Genomic DNA, 24,380 nt, shown 5'->3' with positions numbered 1-24,380 from the left:
GCTACCGAAGTGAGACATGAACGCTGCACCCCCTCCCTCCGGATCCTCCCTGACCGAGCGCATCGAGGACGTCGACGTCTCGGCCGAGATGGAGGGGTCGTTCCTCGAGTACGCCTACTCGGTGATCTACTCCCGCGCCCTGCCGGACGCCCGCGACGGCCTGAAGCCCGTGCAGCGCCGCATCCTCTACATGATGAGCGAGATGGGCCTGCGCCCCGATCGCGGCCACGTGAAGTCGGCCCGCGTCGTCGGCGAGGTGATGGGCAAGCTTCACCCGCACGGCGACGCCTCCATCTACGACTCGCTCGTGCGCCTCGCGCAGCCGTTCACGCTCCGGGTCCCGCTCGTCGACGGCCACGGCAACTTCGGCTCGCTCGACGACGGCCCCGCCGCCGCCCGCTACACCGAGGCCCGCCTCGCCGCCGCGGCGACGGCGATGACCGAGCACCTCGACGAGGACGTCGTCGACTTCGTCCCCAACTACGACAACTCGCACGACCAGCCCGAGGTGCTCCCCGCCGCGTTCCCGAACCTCCTGGTCAACGGTGCGAGCGGCATCGCGGTCGGCATGGCCACCAACATGGCGCCGCACAACCTGATCGAGGTCATCGGAGCGGCGCGGCACCTGATCGCGCACCCCGACGCCTCGCTGGACGACCTGATGTCGTTCGTCCCCGGCCCCGACTTCCCCAGCGGCGGCACGATCGTCGGGCTCGCCGGCGTCCGCGACGCCTACGCGACCGGCCGCGGCAGCTTCAAGACCCGCGCGCGCGTCTCGGTCGAGAGCATCACCGCCCGCAAGTCCGGCCTCGTCGTCACCGAGCTGCCCTACCTCGTCGGCGCCGAGAAGGTGATCGACAAGATCAAGGACGGCGTCCAGAACAAGAAGCTCAGCGGCATCGCCGACGTCACCGATCTCACCGACCGCGACAACGGCCTGCGCCTCGTGATCGGGATCAAGACCGGCTTCAGCCCGGAGGCGGTGCTCGAGCAGCTCTACCGCTACACCCCGCTCGAGGACGCCTTCTCGATCAACAACGTCGCCCTTGTCGACGGCCAGCCCCGCACGCTCGGCCTCAAGGAGCTGCTGCAGGTCTACGTCGGCCACCGGCTGACCGTGGTGACCCGGCGCTCCCGCTACCGGCTGCGCAAGCGCCAGGAGCGGCTGCACCTGGTCGAGGGACTGCTGATCGCGATCCTCGACATCGACGAGGTCATCCAGCTGATCCGCGCGAGCGACGACACCGCCGCGGCTCGGGCCCGCCTGATCGAGGTCTTCGACCTCAGCACGATCCAGGCCGACTACATCCTCGAGCTGCAGCTGCGCCGCCTGACGAGGTTCTCCCGGATCGAGCTCGAGACCGAGCGCGACACCCTGCTCGCCGAGATCGCCGAGCTCGAGGCGCTGCTGGCCAGCCGCCGCCGCCTCGAGGCGCTCGTGTCCGACGAGCTCGACGACGTCGCGCAGCGTCTCGGCACGCCGCGCCGGACGCTGCTCACCGAGGCGCGTCCCTCCGTCGCCACGACCGGCCGCAAGACCGCCGCCGTGCTCGAGATCGCCGACCTGCCCTGCCGCGTGCTGCTGAGCACCACCGGGCGGATGGTGCGCATCGACCGCGACCCGGAGGCCGCGCCGCACCCCGAGCGCGCGACCCGCCGCAGCAAGCACGACGCGGTGCTCAGCACGATCGACACCACCACGCGCGCCGAGATCGGCGCGGTGACCACCGCCGGCCGCCTGCTGCGCTTCTCCCCCGTCGACGTCCCGTCCGTCCCCTCCTCCTCGGTGCAGCTCGGCGCGGGCGTGCGGATGAGCGACTACCTCAGCCACCTCGCGAAGGACGAGCGCGTCCTCGCCCTGGTCGCCCTCGACGACCCGCGCCCGATCGCGCTGGGCACCCTGCAGGGCACGGTCAAGCGCGTCGCCCCGGGCGACCTGCCCAACCGCCCGGACATCGAGCTGATCGCCCTGCGGCCGAAGGACGCGGTCGTCGGCGCCGCGCCGTCGGCCGACGAGGACGAGCTCGTCTTCGTCACCGGCGAGGCCCAGCTGCTGCGCTTCTCCGCCTCGGCAGTGCGTCCGCAGGGCCGGACCGCGGCGGGCATGGCCGGCGTCAAGATCAGCGAGACCGACGAGGTCGTCTCCTTCGCGGTCGTCCCCGAGTCCGAGCGCGACGAGACGGTCGTCGCGACCGTCGCCGTCGACAGCTGGGCCCTCACCGGCACCGACACCGGCAGCGCCAAGGTGTCGGCGTTCTCGGAGTTCCCGCCCAAGGGCCGCGCGACCGGCGGCGTCCGCGCCCAGCGCTTCCTCAAGGGCGAGACCGCCCTCGGCGTCGCCTGGGTCGGCCCCGGCCCGGCGCACGCGCTCGAGGCCGACGGCAGCGTCGCCGCGCTGCCCGACTCCGGGATGAAGCGCGACGGCTCCGGCGTCGCCCTCGCGGCCCCGGTCGCCAGTATCGGCGCGGCCCCCGAGCAGTTCTAGACCGTCGTCCCGCGCCGCCCCGGCGCGGGACGGGCCTCAGACGTCGATGCGGTCGCGCGAGAGCGTCTCGGAGCCGCGGACGATGAACTCCTTGCGCGGCGCCACCTCGTTGCCCATCAGCAGCTCGAAGACCCGGCCCGCGTTCTCGGCGTCCGAGACCTTCACGCGCCGCAGCGTCCGCCGCGACCGGTCCATCGTCGTCAGCGCGAGCTGGTCGGCGTCCATCTCGCCGAGTCCCTTGTAGCGCTGGATCGGGTCCTGGTAGCGCCGGTTCGCCTTCGACAGCCCGGCCAGGACTCCCTGGAGCTCCTTCTCGGAGTAGGTGTAGATCGTCTCGTTCGGCTTCTTCCCGGAGTTCATCACCACGACGCGGTGCAGCGGCGGCACCGCGGCGAAGACCCGGCCGGCCTCGACCAGCGGCCGCATGTAGCGGAAGAACAGCGTGAGCAGCAGCGTGCGGATGTGCGCGCCGTCGACGTCGGCGTCGCTCATCAGGATGATCTTCCCGTAGCGCGCGGCCGGCAGCTCGAACGAGCGGCCGGACCCCGCCCCGATCACCTGGATCATCGAGGCGCACTCGGTGTTCGAGAGCATGTCGGCGATGCTCGCCTTCTGCACGTTGAGGATCTTGCCGCGGATCGGCAGCAGCGCCTGGTACTCGCTGTTGCGGGCGAGCTTCGCGGTGCCCAGCGCCGAGTCGCCCTCGACGATGAACAGCTCGCTGTTCTCGACGTCGTTGCTGCGGCAGTCGACGAGCTTGGCCGGCAGCGAGGAGGACTCGAGCGCGTTCTTGCGGCGCTGGGTCTCCTTGTGCGCCCGCGCCGAGATCCGCGACTTCATCTCGGCGACGAGCTTCTCGAGCAGCTGCGACATCTGCGCCTTGTCCTCGCGCTTCGTCGAGGCGAAGACGGCGCCGAGCGTCGAGGTGATCGTCTGCGCGACGATCGCGCGCACGGCCGGCGTGCCGAGGATCTCCTTCGTCTGCCCCTCGAACTGCGGCTCGGGGAGGCGCACGGTCAGCACCGCGGTGAGACCCGCGAGCGCATCGTCCTTCTCCAGCTTGTCCGAGCCGGCCTTCAGCTTCCGGGCGTTCGCCTCGACCTGCGCGCGGAGCAGCTTCAGCAGCCCCTGCTCGAAGCCGGTCTGGTGCGTCCCGCCCTTGGGCGTCGAGATGATGTTGACGAAGCTGCGCAGCACCGTCTCGTAGCCGGTGCCCCAGCGCAGCGCGATGTCGACCTCGCAGGAGCGTTCGACCTCGGTCGGCACCATCGCGCCGCCGGGGGTGAGCACCGGCACGGTCTCGGTGAAGGTGCCGCTGCCGGTGAGCCGCAGCACGTCGGTGACGGCCGCGTCCGGAGCGAGGAACTCGACGAACTCCGAGATGCCGCCGTCGTAGCGGAACATCTCGGCGCGGCGCTCCTCCTCGCGGTCGTCGACGATGTCGATCGTGAGTCCCGGCACCAGGAAGGCGGTCTGCCGGGCGCGGGTGACGAGGTCGTCGGTCTGGAAGGCGGCGCCCTTCGTGAAGATCTGCCGGTCGGCCCAGTAGCGGACCCGCGTCCCGGTGACGCCCTTCTTCACCTTGCCGACGATCTCCAGCTCCGAGCCGTTCTCGAACGGCGAGAACGGGGCGTCCGGGGTCGGCTCGCCCGAGTCCGCGAAGCGGCCGGGCTCGCCGCGGTGGAAGGACATCCGGTAGGTGCGGCCGTCGCGGTCGACCTCGACGTCCAGCCGCTCCGACAGCGCGTTCACGACCGAGGCGCCCACGCCGTGCAGGCCGCCGGAGGCGGCGTACGAGCCGGAGCCGAACTTGCCGCCCGCGTGCAGCTTGGTGAAGACCACCTCGACGCCGGTCAGCCCCGTCTTGGGCTCGATGTCGACCGGGATCCCGCGGGCGCGGTCGCGGACCTCGACGCTGTCGTCCCTGTGCAGCACCACGCTGATCTCGGTGCCGTGCCCGGCGAGGGCCTCGTCGACCGAGTTGTCGATGACCTCCCAGAGGCAGTGCATCAGACCGCGGGAGTCCGTCGAGCCGATGTACATGCCGGGGCGCTTGCGCACCGCCTCGAGGCCCTCGAGGACGGAGAGGTGCCGTGCGGAGTAGTCGGTGGAGGCCATCCGTTCAGTCTAGGTTCGAGGGCCGACACCCCGGCCGCGGCGCGGCGGAGCGCGATCACGGTGCTCAGGGCCTGGGAAGTGCGCCGGGGGACCTACGCGCAGAGCGAAATGCCACGGGATCGACTCTGCCGGGAAACATCCGCGTGCTTTGATGGTTGGACCAAGGGAAGGACGGAGCCGAGAGGCCGAGTCCACCGAAGTCGAAGACCCGAGCGCAGGAGGCCACGTCATGTCGACCACAGCAACCCAGAACGGCGTGGACGAGCTCGCTGGATCGCAGCAGCTCTCCGCGGCAGACCGCTGCGACAGCTGCGGAGCCCAGGCCTACATCCGTGTCGTGGTGAACAGCGGAGAACTGCTGTTCTGCGCGCACCACGGCAAGAAGTACCAGGAGAAGCTCTCCAGCATCGCCCAGAGCTGGCACGACGAGTCGGCGCGCCTCTTCGAGGAGCAGCGCCCCTAGTCGGTACGCCCACCTCGCCGGTGGGGAGCGGGACTCCCTACCGGCCGACTCCGAGCCGCTTCGCGATCACTTCGCGGGCGGCTCGAGCTGTCTCGTCCGCCGCGCGGATCCGATCGTCCCGGGCCGAGTAGAGCAGCCCGCGCCGCTCGGCCACCCGGTGCAGGACCGCGTCGGCGAGGACGGGGTTCTTCGCCAGCACGGGACCGTGCAGGTGCGTGCCGAGCAACGTGCCCGCGGCGTAGCCCTCCACTCCCCCGCCGTCGCCGGTGCCGTGCAGCACCCGGCCGAGGACGTGAGCGGGGTCGATGCCGTCGAAGCGCCGGGCGTGGTTCTCGAAGCCGACGAGGATCCCCGCGCTCGACTCGACGACGAGGTCGTCCGTCGACCGCTCGGCGGTCACCGCACGACCCGGCAGGACCCCGATGCCCGCGATGACGGCCTGAGGGGTCGCGAACGACTCCGCGAGGAGCTCCCAGCCCGCGCCGACGGCGACGACCTCGGTCTCGTCGCGCACCCAGCCGTGGACCGTGTCGCCGACGGCGCGAAGGAGGTCGAGCACGGCGGGCAGGTCCTCGTCCGCTCCCGTGCCGGCCACGAGCACGTCGGGCCGCTCGGAGAAGTCGGCCTCCTCGCGCAGCGGCAGGACGCGGGCGTCCAGACCGGCCCAGCCGGCGCGTGCCGCGAGGACACGGGCGTTCGCCGCATCGCCGTTGCTGTCCAGGACGTCGGGGGCGAGCACGCCGATCAGCAGGGTGGTCACGCGGTCTCCTCGCGGTTGGAGGCGAGCTGGAGGTGGGCGCGGGTGCGCCGCATCGAGTCGGCGGAGAAGACGATCGTCTTCCGCCCGTGGCTCGGAGCGGGCAGCGCGAGGAAGGCGTCGAGCGCACGACCGAGGTCGTCGTCGACCGCGTCGATCGCGACCCCGTCGTAGCGCAGCTGCAGCGCGGCCTCGTGCGCCTTCGAGCCGGAGACGACCCGGACCCGCCCGAGGCGGGCGGTGTCGACCGGCCAGAAGTAGGACGGGTCGCGGACGTCGGAGCCGATGGCGAGCATGATCTGCTCGGTGCCCTCGGGGATCTCCGCGATGTTCAGGCGGTAGCTCGCCGGGTTCTGCACCAGGACGAACTCGACCTCCTGGCCGCGCACCGTCACGATCTCGCCGCGCCCGAAGACGGGGTCGATCGAGGAGAGCGCCTCCGCGGTGGTCGCGGCGCGGAAGCGGGTGCCGAGGATCGCGCGCGCCGCGGAGACCGCCGAGGCGGCGTCGACCGCGTAGTGCACACCGCGGGCGGGGAGGCGGACATCGAGCACGTCGGCGTCGCTCCGGATCGTCGCGGCGGCACCGGCCGTGGACTCGACGACGGTCGTCGCTCGACCCTCCTGGCCCTCGGCATCGGCCGCGTAGCCGAGCCCGCCGACCGCCGCGCCGCGGACGGCGGACGAGGTGCCGTACCAGCGGAGGCGATCGCTCGGCAGGCTCGTCGCGATGTCGGCGACGTGGCGGTCGTCCGCGTTGAGGACGACGGGGCCCGTGGCCCGGCTGGCGATGGTCGCCAGCATGCGGGCGACCATGGCCGGGTCGAAGAAGCGGTCGATCTGATCGACGACCACGTTGGTGAGCAGCACGACGCGCGGACTCATCCGCGGCGCGAGCCGGGCGCCGTGGCCCTCGTCCATCTCGAGGACGGCGATGTCGGCGTCGATCCGCCCGCGGAGGTCGGTGCGCTCGAGCAGCGCCGAGGTCAGCCCCTGCGCGATGTTCGCGGTCGAGGGGTTGGTGAAGACGCGCAGCCCGTGGGCACGCAGGACCGCGACGAGCATCTTCGTCGTCGTGGACTTCCCGGCCGAGCCGGTGACGACGACGAGGCCGTCGGTGAAGCCGTCGAGCACGGCCGGGAGGAAGCCCGGCGCGAGGCGGTTCACGACGAGTCCGGGCACGGCGGAGCCTCCGCCGGGCTTGCGGACGCGCGCTGCGAACCGGGCGGCCCTCCCGAGGAGGACCGCCGGCGCGTAGCGGATCACCGGCTTACTCGAGGTAGTCGCGGAGCGACTGCGAGCGGGACGGGTGGCGGAGCTTGGCCATCGTCTTGGACTCGATCTGGCGGATGCGCTCGCGCGTCACGCCGAAGGTGTCGCCGATCTGGTCGAGCGTCTTGGGCATGCCGTCGCCCAGGCCGAAGCGCATGCGGATCACGCCGGCCTCGCGCTCGGAGAGGGAGTCGAGCAGCGACTCGAGCTGCTTCTGCAGCATCGTGAAGCCCACCGCGTCGGCCGGCACGACCGCCTCGGTGTCCTCGATGAGGTCGCCGAACTCGCTGTCGCCGTCCTCACCGAGGGGGGTGTGCAGCGAGATCGGCTCGCGGCCGTACTTCTGCACCTCGATGACCTTCTCGGGGGTCATGTCGAGCTCGCGGGAGAGCTCCTCGGGCGTGGGCTCGCGGCCCAGGTCCTGCAGCATCTGGCGCTGGACGCGGGCGAGCTTGTTGATGACCTCGACCATGTGCACCGGGATGCGGATGGTGCGGGCCTGGTCGGCCATCGCGCGGGTGATCGCCTGGCGGATCCACCACGTCGCGTAGGTCGAGAACTTGAAGCCCTTGGTGTAGTCGAACTTCTCGACCGCGCGGATCAGACCGAGGTTGCCCTCCTGGATCAGGTCCAGGAACTGCATGCCGCGGCCGGTGTAGCGCTTGGCGAGGCTGACCACGAGGCGGAGGTTCGCGCCGAGCAGGTGGCTCTTGGCGCGCTGCCCGTCCTTCGCGACCCAGCGCAGCTCGCGGACGAGCTCGGGGCTGAGGTCGCTCGAGTTCGCGAGCTTGTCCTCGGCGAAGAGGCCCGCCTCGATGCGCATCGCGAGCTCGACCTCCTCGGCCGCGTTCAGGAGCGCGACCTTGCCGATCTGCTTCAGGTAGTCCTTGACCGGGTCGGCCGTGGCGCCGGTGATCGCCGTCGAGTAGACGGGGACCTCGTCGTCGTCGCCGCCGAAGGAGAGGACGAGCGCGCCGCTGGGCAGCGGCTCGGCCGGAGCGGCGGCCGCGACGACCGGCGTCTCGGTGTCGTCCTTGGCCTCGGTCTCGGTCTCCTCGACCACGACCGCGGGCTCCTCCTCGGCGTCGGCGTCGCCGTCGACGTCCTCGGGCTCGGTGGGCTCCTCCTCCGTCGCGGCGGGAGCCGCGGCCTTGGTGGTCGCGCGGGCGCGGGCGGTCTTCGCCGCCGGCTTGCGCGCGGCGGGCTTCTTGGTCGTCGTCACGTCGTCGTCGACGGCGTCGAGCGTTGCGGTCTTGGTAGCTCTGGTGGCCATGGCGGCACCTCTCCATCCGTTGCGTCCCGGCTGCGGGCGAGGCCGGGAGGCGTCGTCCGTCGGTGGGCATTACGAGGACCCATGTCAAGTCGAGGGGATCGCACACCCGACGTGGGCGCCGTGCTCCTCGACCCGAACGGGTCCTATTGACAATTATTGCACGCCTGAGTAGTGCGGCCGTGCGCTCAGGGCTTCGGCACTCCGGGAGGAGTCCGACGCGAGACCATGCGGGGCCTCGCGGGAGGACGGGGAAGGGCGGGTCCGACGGTCAGCGTCCTGCGCGGCCACGACGGAGACGGTCGTTCAATGCAACCCACAGAGGGGCCACCGTTATTCCCTCGTCCTCGGCGAGCCGGCGCCGGGTCCTGCGGCGCGCCGTGATCAGCCCGATCACGCCCGCGCCGACGACGACGTACTGGATGCACCAGGCGAGCCGGAAGTGGTCCATCGAGTAGAGCCGGGCGGAGTCCGCGCCCGGCCCTGCCAGCGAGTCGAGCAGCAGCCCCATCAGGAACATCATCGTGAAGCTCGCGAGGAAGCCGCCGACGTTCACCACGCCGTTCGCGGCGCCGAGGCTCCGGGACGGGTTGAAGGTGCGCGCGAAGTCGAAGCCGATCATCGAGCCAGGCCCGCCGGCGCCGATGACGATCAGCAGCAGGACGATCAGCCAGTACGGCGGCACGCCGGGCCAGAGCAGGACGACGGTCCACGCCACCGCCATCGCCGAGACGATGCCGAGCACGAGGTTGCTCCGCCGCATCGGGTGCCGGGCGGTGAGGACGCCGAGGATCGGGCCGACGACGATGCCGGCGACCACGACGATCGTCAGCGTCGGAGCGGCGACGCCCGGCTCGAGGCCGATGGCGTACACGAGGAACGGGTAGCCCCAGAGCAGTGTGAACACGGTGCCGGAGGACTGCGTCACGAAGTGCGACCAGAAGCCGAGCTGCGTGCCCGGCCGGCGCAGGCTCACGCCCAGTTGCGTGATCGTCGCGCGGAGCGTCGGCGGCACCAGGACGATCGGCTCGGTCCGCGGGGGGACGTCGGTGATCAGCAGGAGCACGCCGAGGAACGCGACGGCGCCGATCCCGGCGACGGAGAGGAAGGCCGGCGTCCAGCCCGCCGCGTGCAGGATCGCGGCGAACGGCAGGGCGGAGAGGATCTGCCCGACCTGGCCGATGTTGCCGATCCACTGCGAGAGCTGCGGGACGATCGGTCCGCTGAACCAGGTCACGGTCAGCCGGATCACCGAGGTGAAGATCGCCGCGTCGCCCGCGCCCACCAGGATCCGGCCGACGATCGCGACGCCGAGGGACGGCGCGAAGGCCAGGACGATCTGGCCGACCATCATCAGAGCGGTGCCGCTGAGGATCAGCGTCTTCGGGCCGAAGCGGTCGATCAGGATGCCGACCGGGATCTGCATGCCGGCGTAGACGATCAGCTGGACGACGGCGAGCGAGGAGAGCATCGCGGCCGAGATGCCGAACCGCTCCGCCGCGTCGACGCCCGCTACTCCGAGCGTCGTGCGGTCGAGGACGGCCACCAGGTACGCGAAGGCACCGGCACCGAAGACGAACCAGGCTCGACGAGATCGCACTCGGCAGAGACTACCAAGCGCCGCCCGCCTGCTACGGAGCGGTGGGCTCCTCGCCCGGGCGCTTGATCGCGAGGAACTTCTCCAGCTCGGCCGCGAGCGCGTCGGCGGTCGGGACGAAGCCGTCCTCGTCGGTGAGCGGCGAGCGCAGGCTCGTCCCCTCCATGTAGGTGTCGTGGCGCGACTCGAGCGCCGCGACCAGCTTCTGCAGCTCCTCGTTCGAGCCGACCTGCTCGTCGACCTTCGAGAGGAACTCGCGGCCGCTCTCGCGGAGGCTGTCGGTCGGGAAGATCAGCCCGGTCGACGCCGAGATGCTCTCGAGCGCGGCGACCGCCGCCTGGGGGTAGGCGGTGTCGGAGAGGTAGTGCGGGATCAGCAGGGCGAAGCCGACGGCCGGGAGCGCCCGGTCGTAGAGGCGGAGCTCGAGCAGGTGCAGGACGTTCGCGGGCACCTGGGTGACCGGCTTCCAGACCGACATGGCCTCGATCAGGTCCTCGCGGTTGCCGCTGACGGTCACGCCGACCGGTCGGGTGTGCGGGACGGGCATCGGGATCGCGTGCACCCAGGTGGTGCTCGCGACCTCGAGCCGGTCGATGAGCTCGAGCACGGCCCGGATGAAGCGCTCCCACTGGTAGTCGGGCTCGAAGCCGGTGAGCAGGAGGAACGGCTGGTGCAGCTCGTCGTGCGCGAGCGAGAGGCGGAGGCTCGCCGGGGTGTAGTCGGTGAGGTGGTCCTGATCGAAGGTGATGATCGGCCGGCGTGCGCGGTAGTCGAGCAGCTGGTCGGGATCGAACTCGACGACGGTCCGGTGCTCGAGAGTGCCGTGCAGGTGCTCGGCGAGCTGGCCGACCGCACCTCCGGCATCGGCGAATCCGGTGAGGCCGGCCACGAGGTGGAGGCCCCGCGGGACGTCGGAGAGGTCGCCCTCGATCGCGAAGAGGTCTGCAGGATCCGGCATGCGATCCAGCCTAGACGGCCCACCCGGGCGGCTCCCCGGCGGCGCTGAGCCCTGAGCGAACAGCCGCGACGGGGCGGCCGAGCGCCGTCCCGGCCGCGCCTAGCATTGCGCTCATGCCCCTCTCCTCTCTCGAGTACACGACCGTCCCCGCCTCCGATCTCGACACCGGCGCTCTCGTCCTCGGCGTCGCGCCCGGACCGGACGGCCCCCGTCTCGTCGGCGTCGACGGCTTCGACGACCTGGTCGCCGCGCTCCCCGCGCTCGGGGTCACCGGCTCCGCGGAGTCGCTGACGCGGGTCCCCTCCTCCGTCCGCGCCGGCGTGGTCGTCCTCGTCGGCCTGGGCTCCGCGGAGCCGAGCGCCACCGTGCTGCGCACCGCCGCCGGACTCGCGGTCCGCAGCCTCGCCGGCACCGCCTCGGTCGCCCTCGCCCTGCCCACCGAAGACGAGGACGCGCTCGCGGCCGTCGCCGAGGGATCCGCGCTCGGCTCCTACAGCTACACCGCCTTCCGGCACAGCACCCTCGACGCCGCGAAGGCTCCCGTCGAGCGCGTGCTCCTCGTGACCTCCGACGAGTCCGCCGACGCCGCCGTCCTCGAGCGCGCCCTGGTCGTCGGTCGCGCCGTGTCCGCCGTGAAGGACCTGGTCAACGCCCCGCCGTCGCACCTCTACCCGCAGACCCTGGCCGAGGCCGTGCAGGAGGGCGTCGAAGGGCTCCCCCTCGAGGTCACGGTCTGGGACGAGTCGGCGCTCGAGCGCGACGGCTTCGGCGGCATCCTCGGCGTCGGCAGCGGCTCGTCCCGCCCGCCGCGCCTCGTCAAGATCGCCTACACGCCCGACGGCGCCTCCTCGCCCGGGGGGACGGACGAGCGGACCGCGCCGAAGCACCTCGCGCTGGTCGGCAAGGGCATCACCTTCGACAGCGGCGGACTCTCCCTCAAGCCGCCGGCCTCGATGATCGGCATGAAGGACGACATGACCGGCGCGGCGACGGTCTACGCGGTCGTGCGCGCGGTCGCCGAGCTCCGCCTGCCGGTGCGGGTCACCGCCTGGCTCTGCATCGCCGAGAACATGCCCTCCGGCACGGCCATCCGCCCGAACGACGTGCTCACGATCCGCGGCGGGAAGACCGTCGAGGTCCTCAACACGGACGCCGAGGGCCGCCTCGTGCTCGCCGACGGCCTCGTCGCCGCGAGCGAGGAGCAGCCCGACGCGATCGTCGACGTCGCGACGCTGACCGGCGCCGCCGTCGTCGCGCTCGGCAACCGCTACACGGGCGTGTTCGGCGACGACGAGCTGGTCGCCTCCGTGCTGGAGTCGGCGCGCAGCACGGGCGAGCTCTTCTGGCACATGCCGCTCCCCGCGGAGCTGCGCCCGCTGCTCAACTCCGAGATCGCCGACATCGCCAACATCAAGCCGGGCAACACCGCCGGCGGCATGCTGATCGCCGCGCACTTCCTCCAGGAGTTCGTCGGCAGCCGTGGCGAGGGCCCGGACGCGGCGCGCATCCCGTGGGTGCACCTCGACATCGCCGGCCCGGCGAACAACGGCGGCGGCGGGTACGGCTTCACCGGCACCGGCCCCACCGGGGTCTCGGTCCGCGCCCTGCTCGCCCTGGCCGAGGGCCTGGCGAGCGCGTAGTAGGGTCGACGGGGCGGGATCTCCCGCCTCGTCCCCCCTCCGACCGGCCCGCGCACAGGCGTGGAGATCCGCGGAGGCGAGGGGAACCGCACGTCGCAAGGGAGTCACTGGGTGTCGGAAGAGCGCTACGACCTGGTCGTGCTCGGAGGTGGCAGCGGCGGGTACGCGGCGGCTCTGCGCGCGACCCAGCTCGGCATGAGCGTGGCGATCGTCGAGCGCGACAAGCTCGGCGGCACCTGCCTGCACCGCGGCTGCGTCCCGACCAAGGCCCTCCTGCACGCCGCCGAGCTCGCCGACGGCGCCCGGGACGCGCAGAAGTACGGCGTCCTCGCCGGCTTCCAGGGCATCGACGTCCCCGGCGTCACGCGCTACCGCGAGGGCGTCGTCGCCGGCAAGTACAAGGGCCTGCAGAGCCTCGTCTCCTCCCGCGGCATCACCGTCGTCTCCGGCGAGGGCCGGCTGACCGGACCGAAGACGGTCACGGTCGGCGAGCACGTGCTGCACGGCGGCTCGATCGTCGTCGCGACCGGCTCCGCCTCGCGCACCCTCCCGGGCATCGAGATCGGCGGCCGCGTGATCACCAGCGACCAGGCCCTCGAGCTGGATCACGTGCCGGAGCGGGTCGTCGTGCTCGGCGGCGGTGTCATCGGCGTCGAGTTCGCCAGCGTCTGGCGCTCCTTCGGTGCCGAGGTGTCGATCGTCGAGGCGCTCCCCCACCTCGTGCCGAACGAGGACGAGAGCGTCAGCAAGCAGTTCGAGCGCGCCTTCCGCAAGCGCGGCATCTCCTTCACCCTGGGCTCGCGCGTCACCGGCGTCGTCCAGACCGACGACGGCGTCTCGGTCTCGCTCGAGAGCGGGGCGAGCGTCGAGGGCGACCTGCTCCTCGTCGCGGTCGGCCGCGGCCCGGTCACCGCGGGGCTCGGCCTCGAGGAGATCGGCGTCACGCTCGACCGCGGCTACGTGATCACCGACGAGCGCCTGCAGACCTCGGTTCCCGGCGTCTACGCCGTCGGCGACATCGTGCCCGGCCTGCAGCTCGCGCACCGCAGCTTCCAGCAGGGGATCTTCGTCGCCGAGGAGCTCGCCGGCCTGAAGCCGCAGACGGTGGCCGACCTCAACATCCCGAAGGTCACCTACAGCGACCCCGAGGTGGCGTCCGTCGGTCTGACCGAGGCGCGGGCCGTCGCCGAGTACGGCGCCGACCGCGTCGCGAGCTACGACTACGGTCTCGGCGGCAACGCGAAGAGCACGATCATCGGCACCGCGGGCTCCGTCAAGGTCGTCCGCGTCGTCGACGGGCCCGTCGTCGGCGTGCACATGATCGGCGCCCGCGTCGGCGAGCTGATCGGCGAGGCGCAGCTCGTCGTGAACTGGGAGGCGCACCCCGAGGACGTCGCCCCCTTCGTGCACGCGCACCCGACCCAGAACGAGGCGCTCGGCGAGGCGCACCTCGCGCTGGCGGGGAAGCCGCTGCACGCCCTCTAGGACCATCGCGGGACGGCGACCGGCCGTTCCCGCCTCACTAAACTGAAACCACGTACACAAGCGTCTTAAGGAGACAGGCTCATGAGCGAATCCGTCAGCCTCCCGGCACTCGGAGAGAGTGTCACGGAAGGAACGGTCACCCGCTGGCTGAAGAACGTCGGCGACCGCGTCGAGGTCGACGAGCCGCTGCTCGAGGTCTCGACCGACAAGGTCGACACCGAGATCCCTTCGCCCGTCGCCGGTGTCATCGAGGAGATCCTCGTCCAGGAGGACGAGACCGTCGAGGTCGGCGCCGAGCTGGTGCGCATCGGCGACGGCTCCGGAGCCGCGTCCGCGCCCGAGGCCCCCGCCGAGGAGCCGGCCGCCGAGGAGTCGCCCGAGGCCGAGGCCGCCGAGACCGAGCCGACCGACGAGGTCACCCCGTCCGTCGACGCGGAGACCGAGGAGGAGGCTCCGGCCCCCGCCGAGCCCGAGCCGGCCCCCGCCGCTGAGAAGCCCGCCGCTCCGGAGGCGTCCGCCGCCGCTCCGTCGGTCCCGGCTCCCGCCGCCGCCCCGGCCCCCGCTGCCGCCGCGCCCGCGCCGGCCGCGACCCCCGAGCCCACCGACTCGAACCCCGGCTACGTCACCCCGCTGGTGCGCAAGCTCGCCGGCGAGAACGGCATCGACCTCTCCACCCTCACCGGCACCGGTGTCGGCGGGCGCATCCGCAAGCAGGACGTGCTCGACGCCGTCGAGGCCGCCAAGTCGGCTCCCGCGCCGGTCTCGGCTCCGGCCGCCGCCGCCGCGAAGGCCGCTCGCACGCCGCTCGAGACCTCGCCTCTGCGCGGCACGACGCAGCCGATGACCCGCCTGCGCAAGGTGCTCGCGCAGCGCGCCGTCGAGTCGATGCAGTCGACCGCCCAGCTCACCTCGGTCGTCGAGGTCGACGTCACCGCCGTCGCCCGCTTCCGCGACTCGGTCAAGAAGACCTTCAACGAGAAGACCGGCGCCAAGCTGTCCTTCCTGCCGTTCTTCGCCCTCGCGGCCGCCGAGGCCCTCAAGGCCTACCCGGTGATCAACTCGACTCTCGACGGCGACTCGATCGTCTACCCGGACCACGAGAACATCAGCATCGCGGTCGACACCGAGCGCGGACTGCTCACCCCGGTCCTGAAGAACGCGTCGGAGCTCACCCTCGCCCAGATCGCCAGCACCATCGGCGACCTCGCGGAGCGCACCCGCAACAACAAGCTCAAGCCCGACGAGCTGGCCGGTGGCACCTTCACCCTGACGAACACCGGCTCGCGCGGCGCGCTGTTCGACACGCCCGTCGTGTTCCTGCCGCAGACCGCGATCCTCGGCACCGGCATCGTCACGAAGAAGCCGGCCGTCGTGCAGGTCGACGGCAGCGACGCGATCGCGATCCGCTCGACCGTGTTCCTCGCCCTCTCCTACGACCACCGCACGGTCGACGGCGCCGACGCGGCCCGCTTCCTGGTGGCCATCAAGGAGCGCCTCGAGGAGGGCTCGTTCGAGAACGACCTCGGCATCTGACGCCGCCACGCTGACGCGCCGCACTAGCGGCCGCCGTCGGTGAAGACGTCGCGGAGAAGCCATGCGGCCTCCGTCCTGATCATCAGGACGGAGGCCGTCGTCGTTCCCGGATCCGGACCGACGGCGACCACGGCGGAGGCGCCGTTCACGTCCACGCGCACCGCGGTGACGGCGGAGGCCGGCGTGCGGAGCGCGGCGAGCGCGGAGCCCCCGTCGACGCGGATCGGCGAGTCGGGGGTGGTCAGCACCTCTGCGCAGGCGCTGTCCGAGCCGGAGCAGTGCCGGGCCGCCGCGAGCAGGGCCGTCGCCGCCTCCTCCGCCGCGAGCTCCGCGCCCGGCGGCCGGACCGTCGGTGGCGCGGCGCTCGGCGGCGCCGGTGCCGATGGCCGTGTCGGCGTCGCCACGGCGGTCGCCGGCGGTGTCACTGTCGCTGGCGGTGTCGCTGCCGCTGTCGCTGTCGCTGTCGCGGTCGCGGCCGCCGGTGCCGCCCTCGTCGGCGCGACAGGACTCGGCGCCGGTGTCCGCGTCGATGCGGCCGTCTCCGCTCCCGTGCTCCGATCGGGACCGAGACCCGTCATCACCAGCGCGCCGACGAGGACGACGGCCGCGGTCACGAGGGGGCCGCGGCGGCGGACCGCCGACGTGCGCACCCGATCGCGCCAGCCGTCCAGCGGATGAGTGCGGCGGTGTCGTCCAGGCGGGCTCTCGACGACCCCGCTCGGCCTCTCCCGGCCCGCCGCCGTCTCGTGCCGCTGCGCCGCGCGGAGGGGCAACGGCGCCGCGGAGCGGTAGAGGAGCGCCTCGAGCGCCGCGAGGTCGTCGCCGTCCCGCGGGCTCCCCCGCCAGGCAGGGCAGCTCCTGCGGCAGCGGCCGAGGAGTCCGATGACCGCGGCCACGACGTCGGCCTCGGCCGATCCCGTCGACGCCTCGGTGAGCAGCAGCACCGGACGCCCCTCCTCCGTCAGCCCGATCGCCTCCGCACCGGGGAGCGGGTGGACTCCCGCCGCCGTCGCGTCCCGCAGGGCGCCGACGACCGGCGCGAGGAGAGTGACGACGACCCCCGGCGGCAGCACCGCACCGGACTCGAGCACCTGCTCGAGTGTCGAGACGACGGCCGGGGTGGTGAGGAGGACGGCTCCGCCGGCGTGCACCCCGACGTCGACGAGGCGCTGCCGATGCTCGTGCGGACCGAGCCGCTCGATCCCCGACCCCAGCGCGCCCTCCGCCCGCTCCTGCGAGAGCAGGAGAGCGTTCAGGAGCCGGCCGTCGCCGTCGCGGACGACCGGCCCGAGCACCCCGGAGCCCACCACGGCGTTACCGGCAATCCCCTCGAGCGGCCGTCCGCCGCTCCGTTCGCTCTCACCGCTCGCTGCCATGCTCCGAGGGTGCCGCTCGAGCCGGCCCGCCGGGGCGGCGGAGGTCCGATCGGTGGACGGATCGGCCGTCCTGTCGCTGGGGAGGAGGGGAGGTCCGGCGGATCCGCTCGGATCGGTCTCCCCCACCGGGTCCGCTCGGTATCCTGGAGGAATGGCACGCAGCACGGAACCGTCGACGAAGGCGGTCAAGGAACCAGGACGTCTCAAGCAGATGTGGCAGGTGTTCCAGATGACCCGCCGCTACGACAGCAGCGCGGTCTGGATCATCCTGCTGGCGCTGCTGGTCCCGATCCTGATCGGGATCCTCCTCGGCGTCCTCCTCGGCGACGGCAACGGCTTCGTCATCGCGCTCTGGATCGTCGTCGGCGTGATGGCCGGACTCGTCGCCGGCCTCGCGGTCCTCTCCCGCCGCGCCGAGCGCGCCGCCTACGGGCAGATCGCCGGGCAGCCGGGCGCCGTCGGCGCCGTCCTGCGCAGCGGTCTCCGCGGAACCTGGACCGGCGGCGAGATGCCGGTTGCCGTCAACGGCAAGACGCAGGACGCGGTCTACCGCGCTGTCGGCCGCGGCGGTGTCGTGCTGATCGCGGAGGGCCCGACCGGCCGCACCAAGCGCATGCTCGAGGACGAGCGCCGCAAGGTGACCCGCATCCTCCCCAACGTCCCCGTCACCTTCGTGAACGTCGGCCCCGACGAGGGCGCCGTCCCGCTGCACAAGGTCCCCCGGGCCCTCGCGAAGACGAAGAAGGTGCTGACCAAGGCGGAGGTGCTCGCCGTCAAGAACCGCCTCGCCTCGCTGAACACCTCGCTGCCGATCCCCAAGGGCGTCGACCCCTTCAAGGTGCGGCCGCAGCGCTCCCGCTGACGCACGGGACGAGCACGCGAACGGGCCGGTCGGGATCACTCCCGCCGGCCCGTTCGTCGTTCCCGGACGACTGCCCGATCAGTAGCGAACGAGCACCGTGCCGGCGACCTTGTCGTGGAAGCCGCGCTGGTCCGAGTCCCAGACGAGGGCGGGGACGAGCACGGCGAGGAGCACCGACCGCACCAGCGGACGCCAGACGCCGACCCAGCCGCCGCCGAGGCGGACGACGCGCAGACCCAGCAGCCGGTGGCCGATGCTCCCGCCGATGGTCGGGATGAAGACCGCCTGCAGCACCACGAAGAGGACGATGCTCGCCCAGCGGTCGTAGCCGAAGAAGACGAAGGACAGCAGAGCGACGATCGCGAAGTCGACGGCGAGGGCGGCGAAGCGGCGTCCGGGCCGGGCGATCGACATCCGGCCGGTCTCGGGGAGCCCGAGCCGCTCCCCCGGCCGCGTGCTCGGGGCGACATCGGCGAAGGTCCTGCGCTCGGGTGCTGGCATCCTCCGATGCTACCCGCGCCGCCCGCGCGCCCGCCGGGAGCGGAGGCCGGCGGCGACCCGCTCGGCGGGACCCCGTGTAACACGCCCGAAACACGAGGGACACGGCGAGGTAACCGCCGGTGACTACTGTGGAACGGCTGCGTCTGCAGCCACCCGTTACGCCATTGGAGACCTTTGCATGTTTAAAGATTCTTCCGAGGTGCTCAAGTTCATCAAGGACACGGACGTCAAGTTCCTCGACATCCGGTTCACCGATCTCCCCGGTGTCCAGCAGCACTTCAACATCCCCGCCTCGACGGTCGACGAGGAGTTCTTCTCCGTCGGCCAGCTCTTCGACGGGTCCTCGATCCGCGGATTCGCGAACATCCACGAATCGGACATGCAGCTGATCCCTGACGTGACCACCGCCTACGTGGACCCGTTCCGCGTCGAGCGCACGCTGATCATCGTCTTCGACATCTACAACCCGCGCAACGGCGAGATCTACTCGAAGGACCCGCGCCAGGTCGCCAAGAAGGCCGAGAAGTACCTCGCGTCGACCGGCATCGCCGACACCGCGTTCTTCGCCCCCGAGGCCGAGTTCTACATCTTCGACGACGTGCGCTACGAGGTCACCCAGAACTCCGCGTTCCACTCCGTCGACTCCGTCGAGGGCGCCTGGAACTCGGGCCGCGTCGAAGAGGGCGGCAACCTCGGCAACAAGACCCCCTACAAGGGCGGCTACTTCCCGGTCAGCCCGGTCGACAAGCAGGCCGACCTCCGCGACGACATCTGCCTCAAGCTCATCGACGCCGGCCTCATCCTCGAGCGCTCGCACCACGAGGTGGGCACCGGCGGCCAGGCGGAGATCAACTACCGCTTCGACACGATGGTCCACTCCGCGGACGACATCCTGAAGTTCAAGTACATCGTCAAGAACACGGCCGAGCAGTGGGGCAAGACCGCCACGTTCATGCCGAAGCCCCTCTTCGGCGACAACGGCTCGGGCATGCACACCCACCAGTCGCTCTGGAACGACGGCAAGCCCCTGTTCTACGACGAGAACGGCTACGGCGGACTCTCCGACGTCGCGCGCTGGTACATCGGCGGCCTGCTCAAGCACGCCCCCGCCGTCCTCGCGTTCACGAACCCGACGGTCAACTCGTACCACCGCCTGATCCCGGGCTTCGAGGCGCCGGTCAACCTGGTCTACTCGGCCGGCAACCGCTCCGCGTCGATCCGCATCCCGATCACGGGCACGAACCCGAAGGCCAAGCGCATCGAGTTCCGTGCGCCGGACGCCTCGGGCAACCCGTACCTCGCGTTCGCCGCGCAGCTGATGGCGGGCCTCGACGGCATCAAGAACCGCATCGAGCCGCACGAGCCGGTCGACAAGGACCTGTACGAGCTGCCCCCGGAGGAGGCCAAGCTCATCCCGCAGGTCCCCGCCTCGCTCGAGGAGGCCCTGGCCGCCCTCGAGGCCGACCACGACTTCCTGCTCCAGGGCGGCGTGTTCACCCAGGAGCTCATCGAGACCTGGATCGACTACAAGCGCGAGAAGGAGATCAAGCCCCTCGCGCAGCGCCCGCACCCCTTCGAGTTCGAGCTGTACTACGGCGTCTGATCCGACGCACCGCAGGGCTCGCGCACTGCACGAAGGGCCGTTCCTCCCCGGAGGAGCGGCCCTTCCGCGTTCCCGGACGGACCCGCGGGCGTCAGCGGTAGGTCGGAGCGTCGACCTCGACGGGGCCGTAGAAGCGGCGCTCGAAGACGGCGCGGGCCCGGCGGGTGACGCCGAGGTAGTCGTCCTCGAGCTGCGTCGCCGAGTCGGCGGGATACTCCAGGAGCCGTGCGACGCCGTCCAGCTGGCGACGGTCGGCGGGCAGCACGTCGGCCGTGCGGTCGGTGAACAGGGTCATCGCCGAGCGCACCCGCGACGCGAGGAGCCAGGCCGCGCGCAGGCGCTCGGCGTCGGGCGGCGAGATCAGCTCCGCCTCCTCCGCCACGCTCAGCGCGGTCAATGTCGAGGTCGTCCGCAGCGCGGGGATCGTCCGCGCGTGCTGCAGCTGCAGCAGCTGCACCAGCCACTCGACGTCGCTCAGCGAGCCGCGGCCGAGCTTGAGGTGGCGCTTCGGGTCGGCGCCCTGCGGCAGCCGCTCGCTCTCGACGCGGGCCTTGATCCGCTTCACCTCGCGGATGTCGCGGTCCGAGATCGCGGACGGGTAGCGGACGCCGTCGGCCAGCTCCTCGAAGGCGGCGATCAGCGCCGCATCGCCGGCCACCCCTCGAGCGCGCAGAAGCGCCTGCGCCTCCCACGTCAGCGACCAGCGGGCGTAGTAGGCGCGGTAGGAGTCGAGGGAGCGCACCAGCGGGCCGTTCTTGCCCTCGGGGCGCAGATCGGCGTCGAGGTCGAGCGGGAGGCGCGAGTCCTCGGTGAGGCGCACGAGCTCGGCGACCAGGAACTGCGCGTAGAGCTGCGCCTCGTGCGGGTCCGCCTCGCCCGGTCGCTGCACGTACATCACGTCCGCGTCGGAGCCGAAGCCCAGCTCCGCTCCCCCGTAGCGCCCCATGCCGATCACGGCGAACGACGCGGCGGATCCGCGGCGACCGCTGCTCGAGCGGCGGACGGCAGCGAGTACGCCGCCCAGGAGCGCGGAGATGATGTCGGAGAGGCTGGTCGCGATCTCCTCGATGGTGCTGAGGCCGAGGACGCCGCCCATCGCGGTGCGGAGCACCTCCCGGCGGCGCATCCCCCGCAGCGCCGTGGCGACGGCCTCGGGAGTGTCGTGGCGAGCGAGGACCGCGCGCACCTCCTCCGCCAGCCCCTCGGCACTGCGCGGACGCAGCGCGTCGTCGTCCTCGAGCCACGCCGCCGACTCCGGGATGCGGTCGAGCAGCTCGCCGACGAAGCGCGAGCCCGACAGGACCGTCGTCAGGCGCTTCGCGGCCCCGGAGGAGTCGCGCAGCATCCGGAGGAACCAGGGCGTGCCGCCGAGGGTGTCGCTGAGGCGCCGGAAGGCGAGGAGCCCGTAGTCGGGGTCCGCCCCGTCGGCGAACCACTGCAGCATGACGGGGACGAGGTGGCGCTGGATGCTCGCGCGCCGCGAGACGCCCGAGGTCATCGCGGCGATGTGGCCGAGGGCGCCGCGGGCGTCCGCGAAGCCGATCGCCGCCAGCCGCGCCTCCGCCTGGCCGGTCGACAGCTCGATCCCGCCGTCGGGCAGCGCCGCCACCGCGGAGAGCAGCGGGCGGTAGAACAGCCGCTCGTGCAGCCCTCGGACGCGATGCTTGATCGAGTTCCAGACGGTGAGGAGCTCCTCGGCGCTGCGGGCGAGACCGCTGGCCCGCGCCAGGGTCCGCAGCTCGTGCTCGTCCCGCGGCATCAGGTGGGTGCGCCGGAGCCTGCGCAGCTGGAGCCGGTGCTCGAGCAGGCGCAGCGCCCGGTAGTCCTGCGCGAACTCCTCCGCCGCCGCGCGGCCGATGTAGCCGCGGTCGGCGAGAGCGCCCAGGGCCAGCAGCGTGCCGGGCATGTGGATCTCGTCGTCGGTCTGGCCGTGCACGAGCTGGAGCAGCTGGACCGTGAACTCGATGTCGCGCAGCCCGCCCGGCCCGAGCTTGATCTGGTAATGCACGTCGTTCTGCGGGATGTTCTCGGTGACCCGCTCGCGCATCCGCTGCACCGACTCGACGAAGTTCTCCCGCGAGGCGCTCGACCAGACCTTCGGCGCGACGGCGTCGACGTAGGCGCGGCCGAGCTCGAGGTCTCCCGCGAGCGGGCGGGCCTTCAGCAGGGCCTGGAACTCCCAGCTCTTCGCCCAGCGGTCGTAGTAGGTGATGTGCGACTCCAGGGTCCGCACGAGCGCCCCCTGCTTCCCCTCCGGCCGCAGGTTGGGGTCGACCTCCCAGAGCTCCGGCTCGAGCGCGAGCGCGGAGGTGCCGCGCATCAGCAGGACCGCGAGCCGGGTCGCGATGTCGATCGCGCGGGCGTTCGAGAGGCCGTGCTCGGGGTCGCCCTCGGCCACGAAGATGACGTCGACGTCACTGACGTAGTTGAGCTCGGAGGCGCCGGCCTTGCCCATCCCGATGACCGCGAAACGGGTCGCCACGACCTCCTCGCGGGAGAAGCGACCGGGACCGGACCCCGCGATCAGGTCGGCTCGCGCCACCGCGAGCGACGCCTCCAGGGCCGCCCCCGCCAGGTCGGCGAGGGTCCGGGCGACGCGATCGATCGCCGCGACGGGATCCGCCTGGCCGAGATCGTGCACGACGACGCGGGTGAGCAGTCGGCGGTAGCGGACCCGCAGGGCCGTCCAGCCGTCCTCCTCGTGCAGCGCCGCGACGCCGTCGACGGCGCCGACCGAGTCGAGCAGCTCCTGCTTGAGCTCGCCGCGACCCGGAAGAACACGGACCGGCTCGAGGAAGCCGGCCAGCTCGTCCGGCCGGCGCTGCAGGAAGTCCGCGAGACCGGAGGACGCCCCCAGGACGAGCAGCAGGCGCGTGATCACCGCGTCGTCGGCGAGGACGGCGTCCATCCGGTCGCGGTGGCTGCGCAGCAGATCGAGCAGCGCGCCGAGCGCCGCATCGGGATCGGCCACCGACGCGAACGCCGGGACGACCGACTCGAGCGACCGGCCCGCGAGCTCCTCCGCCTCCGCGAGCCGTGCCCCGGTCTCGCCGAGGGCGGCGAAACCGAGGCGGGCGACCTCGCTCAGCGTGCGTTCGCGGGGCATGGCGGGAGGGGTCAGAGCATCTCGAGGTTGCTGCGCAGCTCGTACGGGGTGACCTGGGCGCGGTACTCGGCCCAGTCCTTCCGCTTGTTGAGCAGCACGAAGTTGAACACCTGCTCGCCGAGGGTCTCGGCGACGAGCTCCGACTCCTCCATCAGCGAGATCGCGCGGTCGAGGCTCGCCGGCAGCGGGCTGTAGCCCAGGGCGCGGCGCTCGGCGTCCGACAGCGTCCAGACGTTGTCCTCGGCCTCGGCGGGGAGCTCGTAGCCCTCCTCGATGCCCTTGAGTCCTGCGGCCAGCAGCAGCGAATAGGCGAGGTAGGGGTTCGCGGCCGAGTCGAGCGCGCGGTACTCGATGCGCGAGGACTGGCCCTTGTTGGGCTTGTACAGCGGCACGCGGACGAGCGCGGAGCGGTTGTTGTGGCCCCACGACACGTAGCTGGGCGCCTCGTCGCCGCCCCAGAGGCGCTTGTAGGAGTTGACGAACTGGTTCGTCACCGCGGTGATCTCGGGGGCGTGCTTGAGCAGCCCGGCGATGAACTGGCGGCCGAGCTTGGACAGCTGGTACTGCGCGCCCTGCTCGTAGAACACGTTCATGTCGCCCTCGAAGAGCGAGAGGTGCGTATGCATGCCCGAGCCGGGGTGGCCGGAGAGCGGCTTGGGCATGAAGGTCGCGTAGACGCCCTGCTCGATCGCCACCTCCTTGATGACCGTGCGGAAGGTCATGATGTTGTCGGCCGTGGTCAGCGCGTCCGCATAGCGGAGGTCGATCTCGTTCTGGCCGGGGCCCGCCTCGTGGTGGCTGAACTCGACCGAGATGCCGAGGTCCTCGAGCATGCGGACCGAGCGGCGGCGGAAGTCGTGCGCCGTGCCGCCGGGGACGTTGTCGAAGTAGCCGGCGGAGTCGACGGGCTCGGGGCCCTCGGCGCCGAAGGTCGACGACTTCAGCAGGTAGAACTCGATCTCGGGGTGCGTGTAGAACGTGAAGCCGCGCTCGGCCGCCTTCGCGAGCGTGCGCTTGAGCACGTTCCGCGGGTCGGCGACGGCGGGCTGGCCGTCCGGCGTGGTGATGTCGCAGAACATCCGCGCCGTCGGATCGATCTCGCCGCGCCACGGCAGGATCTGGAAGGTCGACGGGTCCGGGTGCGCGAGGACGTCGGCCTCGAACGAGCGGGTGAGTCCCTCGATGGCCGAGCCGTCGAAGCCGAGACCCTCGGCGAACGCCCCCTCGACCTCCGCCGGAGCGATCGCGACCGACTTGAGCGTGCCGACGACGTCCGTGAACCAGAGGCGAACGAATTTGATCCCTCGCTCTTCAATGGTGCGAAGAACGAAGTCCCGTTGCTTGTCCATCAAGGC

The 24,380-nt window shown here is 71.9% G+C and carries 17 protein-coding genes; 7 read left to right on the top strand and 10 right to left on the bottom strand.

From position 1 onward, the window contains the following. Nucleotides 1-16 precede the first annotated feature (16 nt). The gene (locus EDF36_RS06265; protein WP_123732297.1) at nucleotides 17-2,485 is read left to right on the top strand and encodes a DNA topoisomerase (ATP-hydrolyzing) subunit A; all 2,469 of its coding nucleotides are present in this window, start codon (nucleotides 17-19) and stop codon (nucleotides 2,483-2,485) included. Nucleotides 2,486-2,521: 36 nt separating this feature from the next. Here the strand turns inward: EDF36_RS06265 and EDF36_RS06260 are convergent, their stop codons facing one another. Next, complete coding sequence (locus EDF36_RS06260; protein WP_123732296.1) at nucleotides 2,522-4,603, bottom strand: type IIA DNA topoisomerase subunit B; 2,082 nt, start codon at nucleotides 4,601-4,603, stop codon at nucleotides 2,522-2,524. A gap of 229 nt (nucleotides 4,604-4,832) precedes the next feature. On the opposite strand from EDF36_RS06260, the gene EDF36_RS06255 reads away from it, so the two are divergent. Continuing rightward, nucleotides 4,833-5,066, top strand: a complete 234-nt coding sequence (locus EDF36_RS06255; protein WP_123445851.1) for a hypothetical protein — start codon at nucleotides 4,833-4,835, stop codon at nucleotides 5,064-5,066. 37 nt (nucleotides 5,067-5,103) lie between these two features. On the opposite strand, the gene EDF36_RS06250 is transcribed toward EDF36_RS06255, so the two are convergent. The 5 genes from EDF36_RS06250 to EDF36_RS06230 all read right to left on the bottom strand — a co-directional run bounded on the left by EDF36_RS06250 (nucleotide 5,104) and on the right by EDF36_RS06230 (nucleotide 10,919). Next, nucleotides 5,104-5,826 carry a hypothetical protein gene (locus EDF36_RS06250; RefSeq protein WP_123732295.1) on the bottom strand — a complete coding sequence of 241 codons (723 nt, stop codon included), beginning with the start codon at nucleotides 5,824-5,826 and terminating at the stop codon, nucleotides 5,104-5,106. Next, entirely contained in the window at nucleotides 5,823-7,004 is a 1,182-nt protein-coding gene (locus EDF36_RS06245; protein ID WP_185020382.1) for a Mur ligase family protein, read from the bottom strand. The genes EDF36_RS06250 and EDF36_RS06245 overlap by 4 nt, the downstream gene beginning before the upstream one ends. Nucleotides 7,005-7,092: 88 nt before the next feature. Beyond that, nucleotides 7,093-8,367, bottom strand: coding sequence for an RNA polymerase sigma factor (locus EDF36_RS06240; RefSeq protein WP_123732293.1), 1,275 nt, complete (start codon nucleotides 8,365-8,367; stop codon nucleotides 7,093-7,095). A 268-nt stretch (nucleotides 8,368-8,635) separates the two neighbouring features. Continuing rightward, on the bottom strand, nucleotides 8,636-9,964 hold the full coding sequence (locus EDF36_RS06235) for a nitrate/nitrite transporter (RefSeq protein WP_123732292.1): 1,329 nt from the start codon (nucleotides 9,962-9,964) through the stop codon (nucleotides 8,636-8,638). A gap of 31 nt (nucleotides 9,965-9,995) precedes the next feature. Further along, nucleotides 9,996-10,919 (bottom strand): proteasome assembly chaperone family protein, encoded by a 924-nt coding sequence (locus EDF36_RS06230; protein ID WP_123732291.1) that lies wholly within the window; start codon nucleotides 10,917-10,919, stop codon nucleotides 9,996-9,998. Nucleotides 10,920-11,032: 113 nt separating this feature from the next. Between EDF36_RS06230 and EDF36_RS06225 the strand changes: the two genes are divergently transcribed. The 3 genes from EDF36_RS06225 to sucB all read left to right on the top strand — a co-directional run bounded on the left by EDF36_RS06225 (nucleotide 11,033) and on the right by sucB (nucleotide 15,577). Further along, nucleotides 11,033-12,559 carry a leucyl aminopeptidase gene (locus EDF36_RS06225; protein WP_123732290.1) on the top strand — a complete coding sequence of 509 codons (1,527 nt, stop codon included), beginning with the start codon at nucleotides 11,033-11,035 and terminating at the stop codon, nucleotides 12,557-12,559. A gap of 111 nt (nucleotides 12,560-12,670) precedes the next feature. Beyond that, nucleotides 12,671-14,044, top strand: coding sequence for a dihydrolipoyl dehydrogenase (gene lpdA, locus EDF36_RS06220; RefSeq protein WP_123732289.1), 1,374 nt, complete (start codon nucleotides 12,671-12,673; stop codon nucleotides 14,042-14,044). Between the two features lie 81 nt (nucleotides 14,045-14,125). Next, nucleotides 14,126-15,577 carry a 2-oxoglutarate dehydrogenase, E2 component, dihydrolipoamide succinyltransferase gene (gene sucB, locus EDF36_RS06215; protein ID WP_123732288.1) on the top strand — a complete coding sequence of 484 codons (1,452 nt, stop codon included), beginning with the start codon at nucleotides 14,126-14,128 and terminating at the stop codon, nucleotides 15,575-15,577. Between the two features lie 23 nt (nucleotides 15,578-15,600). Here sucB and EDF36_RS06210 read toward each other — a convergent pair whose 3' ends face one another. Next, nucleotides 15,601-16,887: a hypothetical protein gene (locus EDF36_RS06210; RefSeq protein WP_148059982.1), complete on the bottom strand. Its 1,287-nt coding sequence runs from the start codon at nucleotides 16,885-16,887 to the stop codon at nucleotides 15,601-15,603. A gap of 217 nt (nucleotides 16,888-17,104) precedes the next feature. Here EDF36_RS06210 and EDF36_RS06205 point away from each other — a divergent pair, with 217 nt between their 5' ends. Continuing rightward, nucleotides 17,105-17,815 (top strand): DUF4191 domain-containing protein, encoded by a 711-nt coding sequence (locus tag EDF36_RS06205; RefSeq protein WP_123445841.1) that lies wholly within the window; start codon nucleotides 17,105-17,107, stop codon nucleotides 17,813-17,815. A 78-nt stretch (nucleotides 17,816-17,893) separates the two neighbouring features. Here the strand turns inward: EDF36_RS06205 and EDF36_RS06200 are convergent, their stop codons facing one another. After that, nucleotides 17,894-18,316, bottom strand: a complete 423-nt coding sequence (locus EDF36_RS06200) for an RDD family protein (RefSeq protein WP_123703545.1) — start codon at nucleotides 18,314-18,316, stop codon at nucleotides 17,894-17,896. Between the two features lie 178 nt (nucleotides 18,317-18,494). Here EDF36_RS06200 and glnA point away from each other — a divergent pair, with 178 nt between their 5' ends. Beyond that, nucleotides 18,495-19,919 carry a type I glutamate--ammonia ligase gene (glnA, locus tag EDF36_RS06195; protein ID WP_123445839.1) on the top strand — a complete coding sequence of 475 codons (1,425 nt, stop codon included), beginning with the start codon at nucleotides 18,495-18,497 and terminating at the stop codon, nucleotides 19,917-19,919. Nucleotides 19,920-20,010: 91 nt separating this feature from the next. Here the strand turns inward: glnA and EDF36_RS06190 are convergent, their stop codons facing one another. Next, nucleotides 20,011-23,025, bottom strand: coding sequence for a bifunctional [glutamine synthetase] adenylyltransferase/[glutamine synthetase]-adenylyl-L-tyrosine phosphorylase (locus EDF36_RS06190; protein ID WP_123732286.1), 3,015 nt, complete (start codon nucleotides 23,023-23,025; stop codon nucleotides 20,011-20,013). 11 nt (nucleotides 23,026-23,036) lie between these two features. After that, on the bottom strand, nucleotides 23,037-24,374 hold the full coding sequence (locus EDF36_RS06185) for a glutamine synthetase family protein (protein WP_123445837.1): 1,338 nt from the start codon (nucleotides 24,372-24,374) through the stop codon (nucleotides 23,037-23,039). Nucleotides 24,375-24,380: the final 6 nt, after the last annotated feature.

The organism is Rathayibacter sp. PhB152 (genome assembly GCF_003751395.1).
GTDB classification, from domain to species: Bacteria; Actinomycetota; Actinomycetes; order Actinomycetales; family Microbacteriaceae; genus Rathayibacter; species Rathayibacter festucae.
Note: the sequence above shows the minus strand (reverse complement) of the source record. Positions and strands in the feature narration are given on the sequence as shown.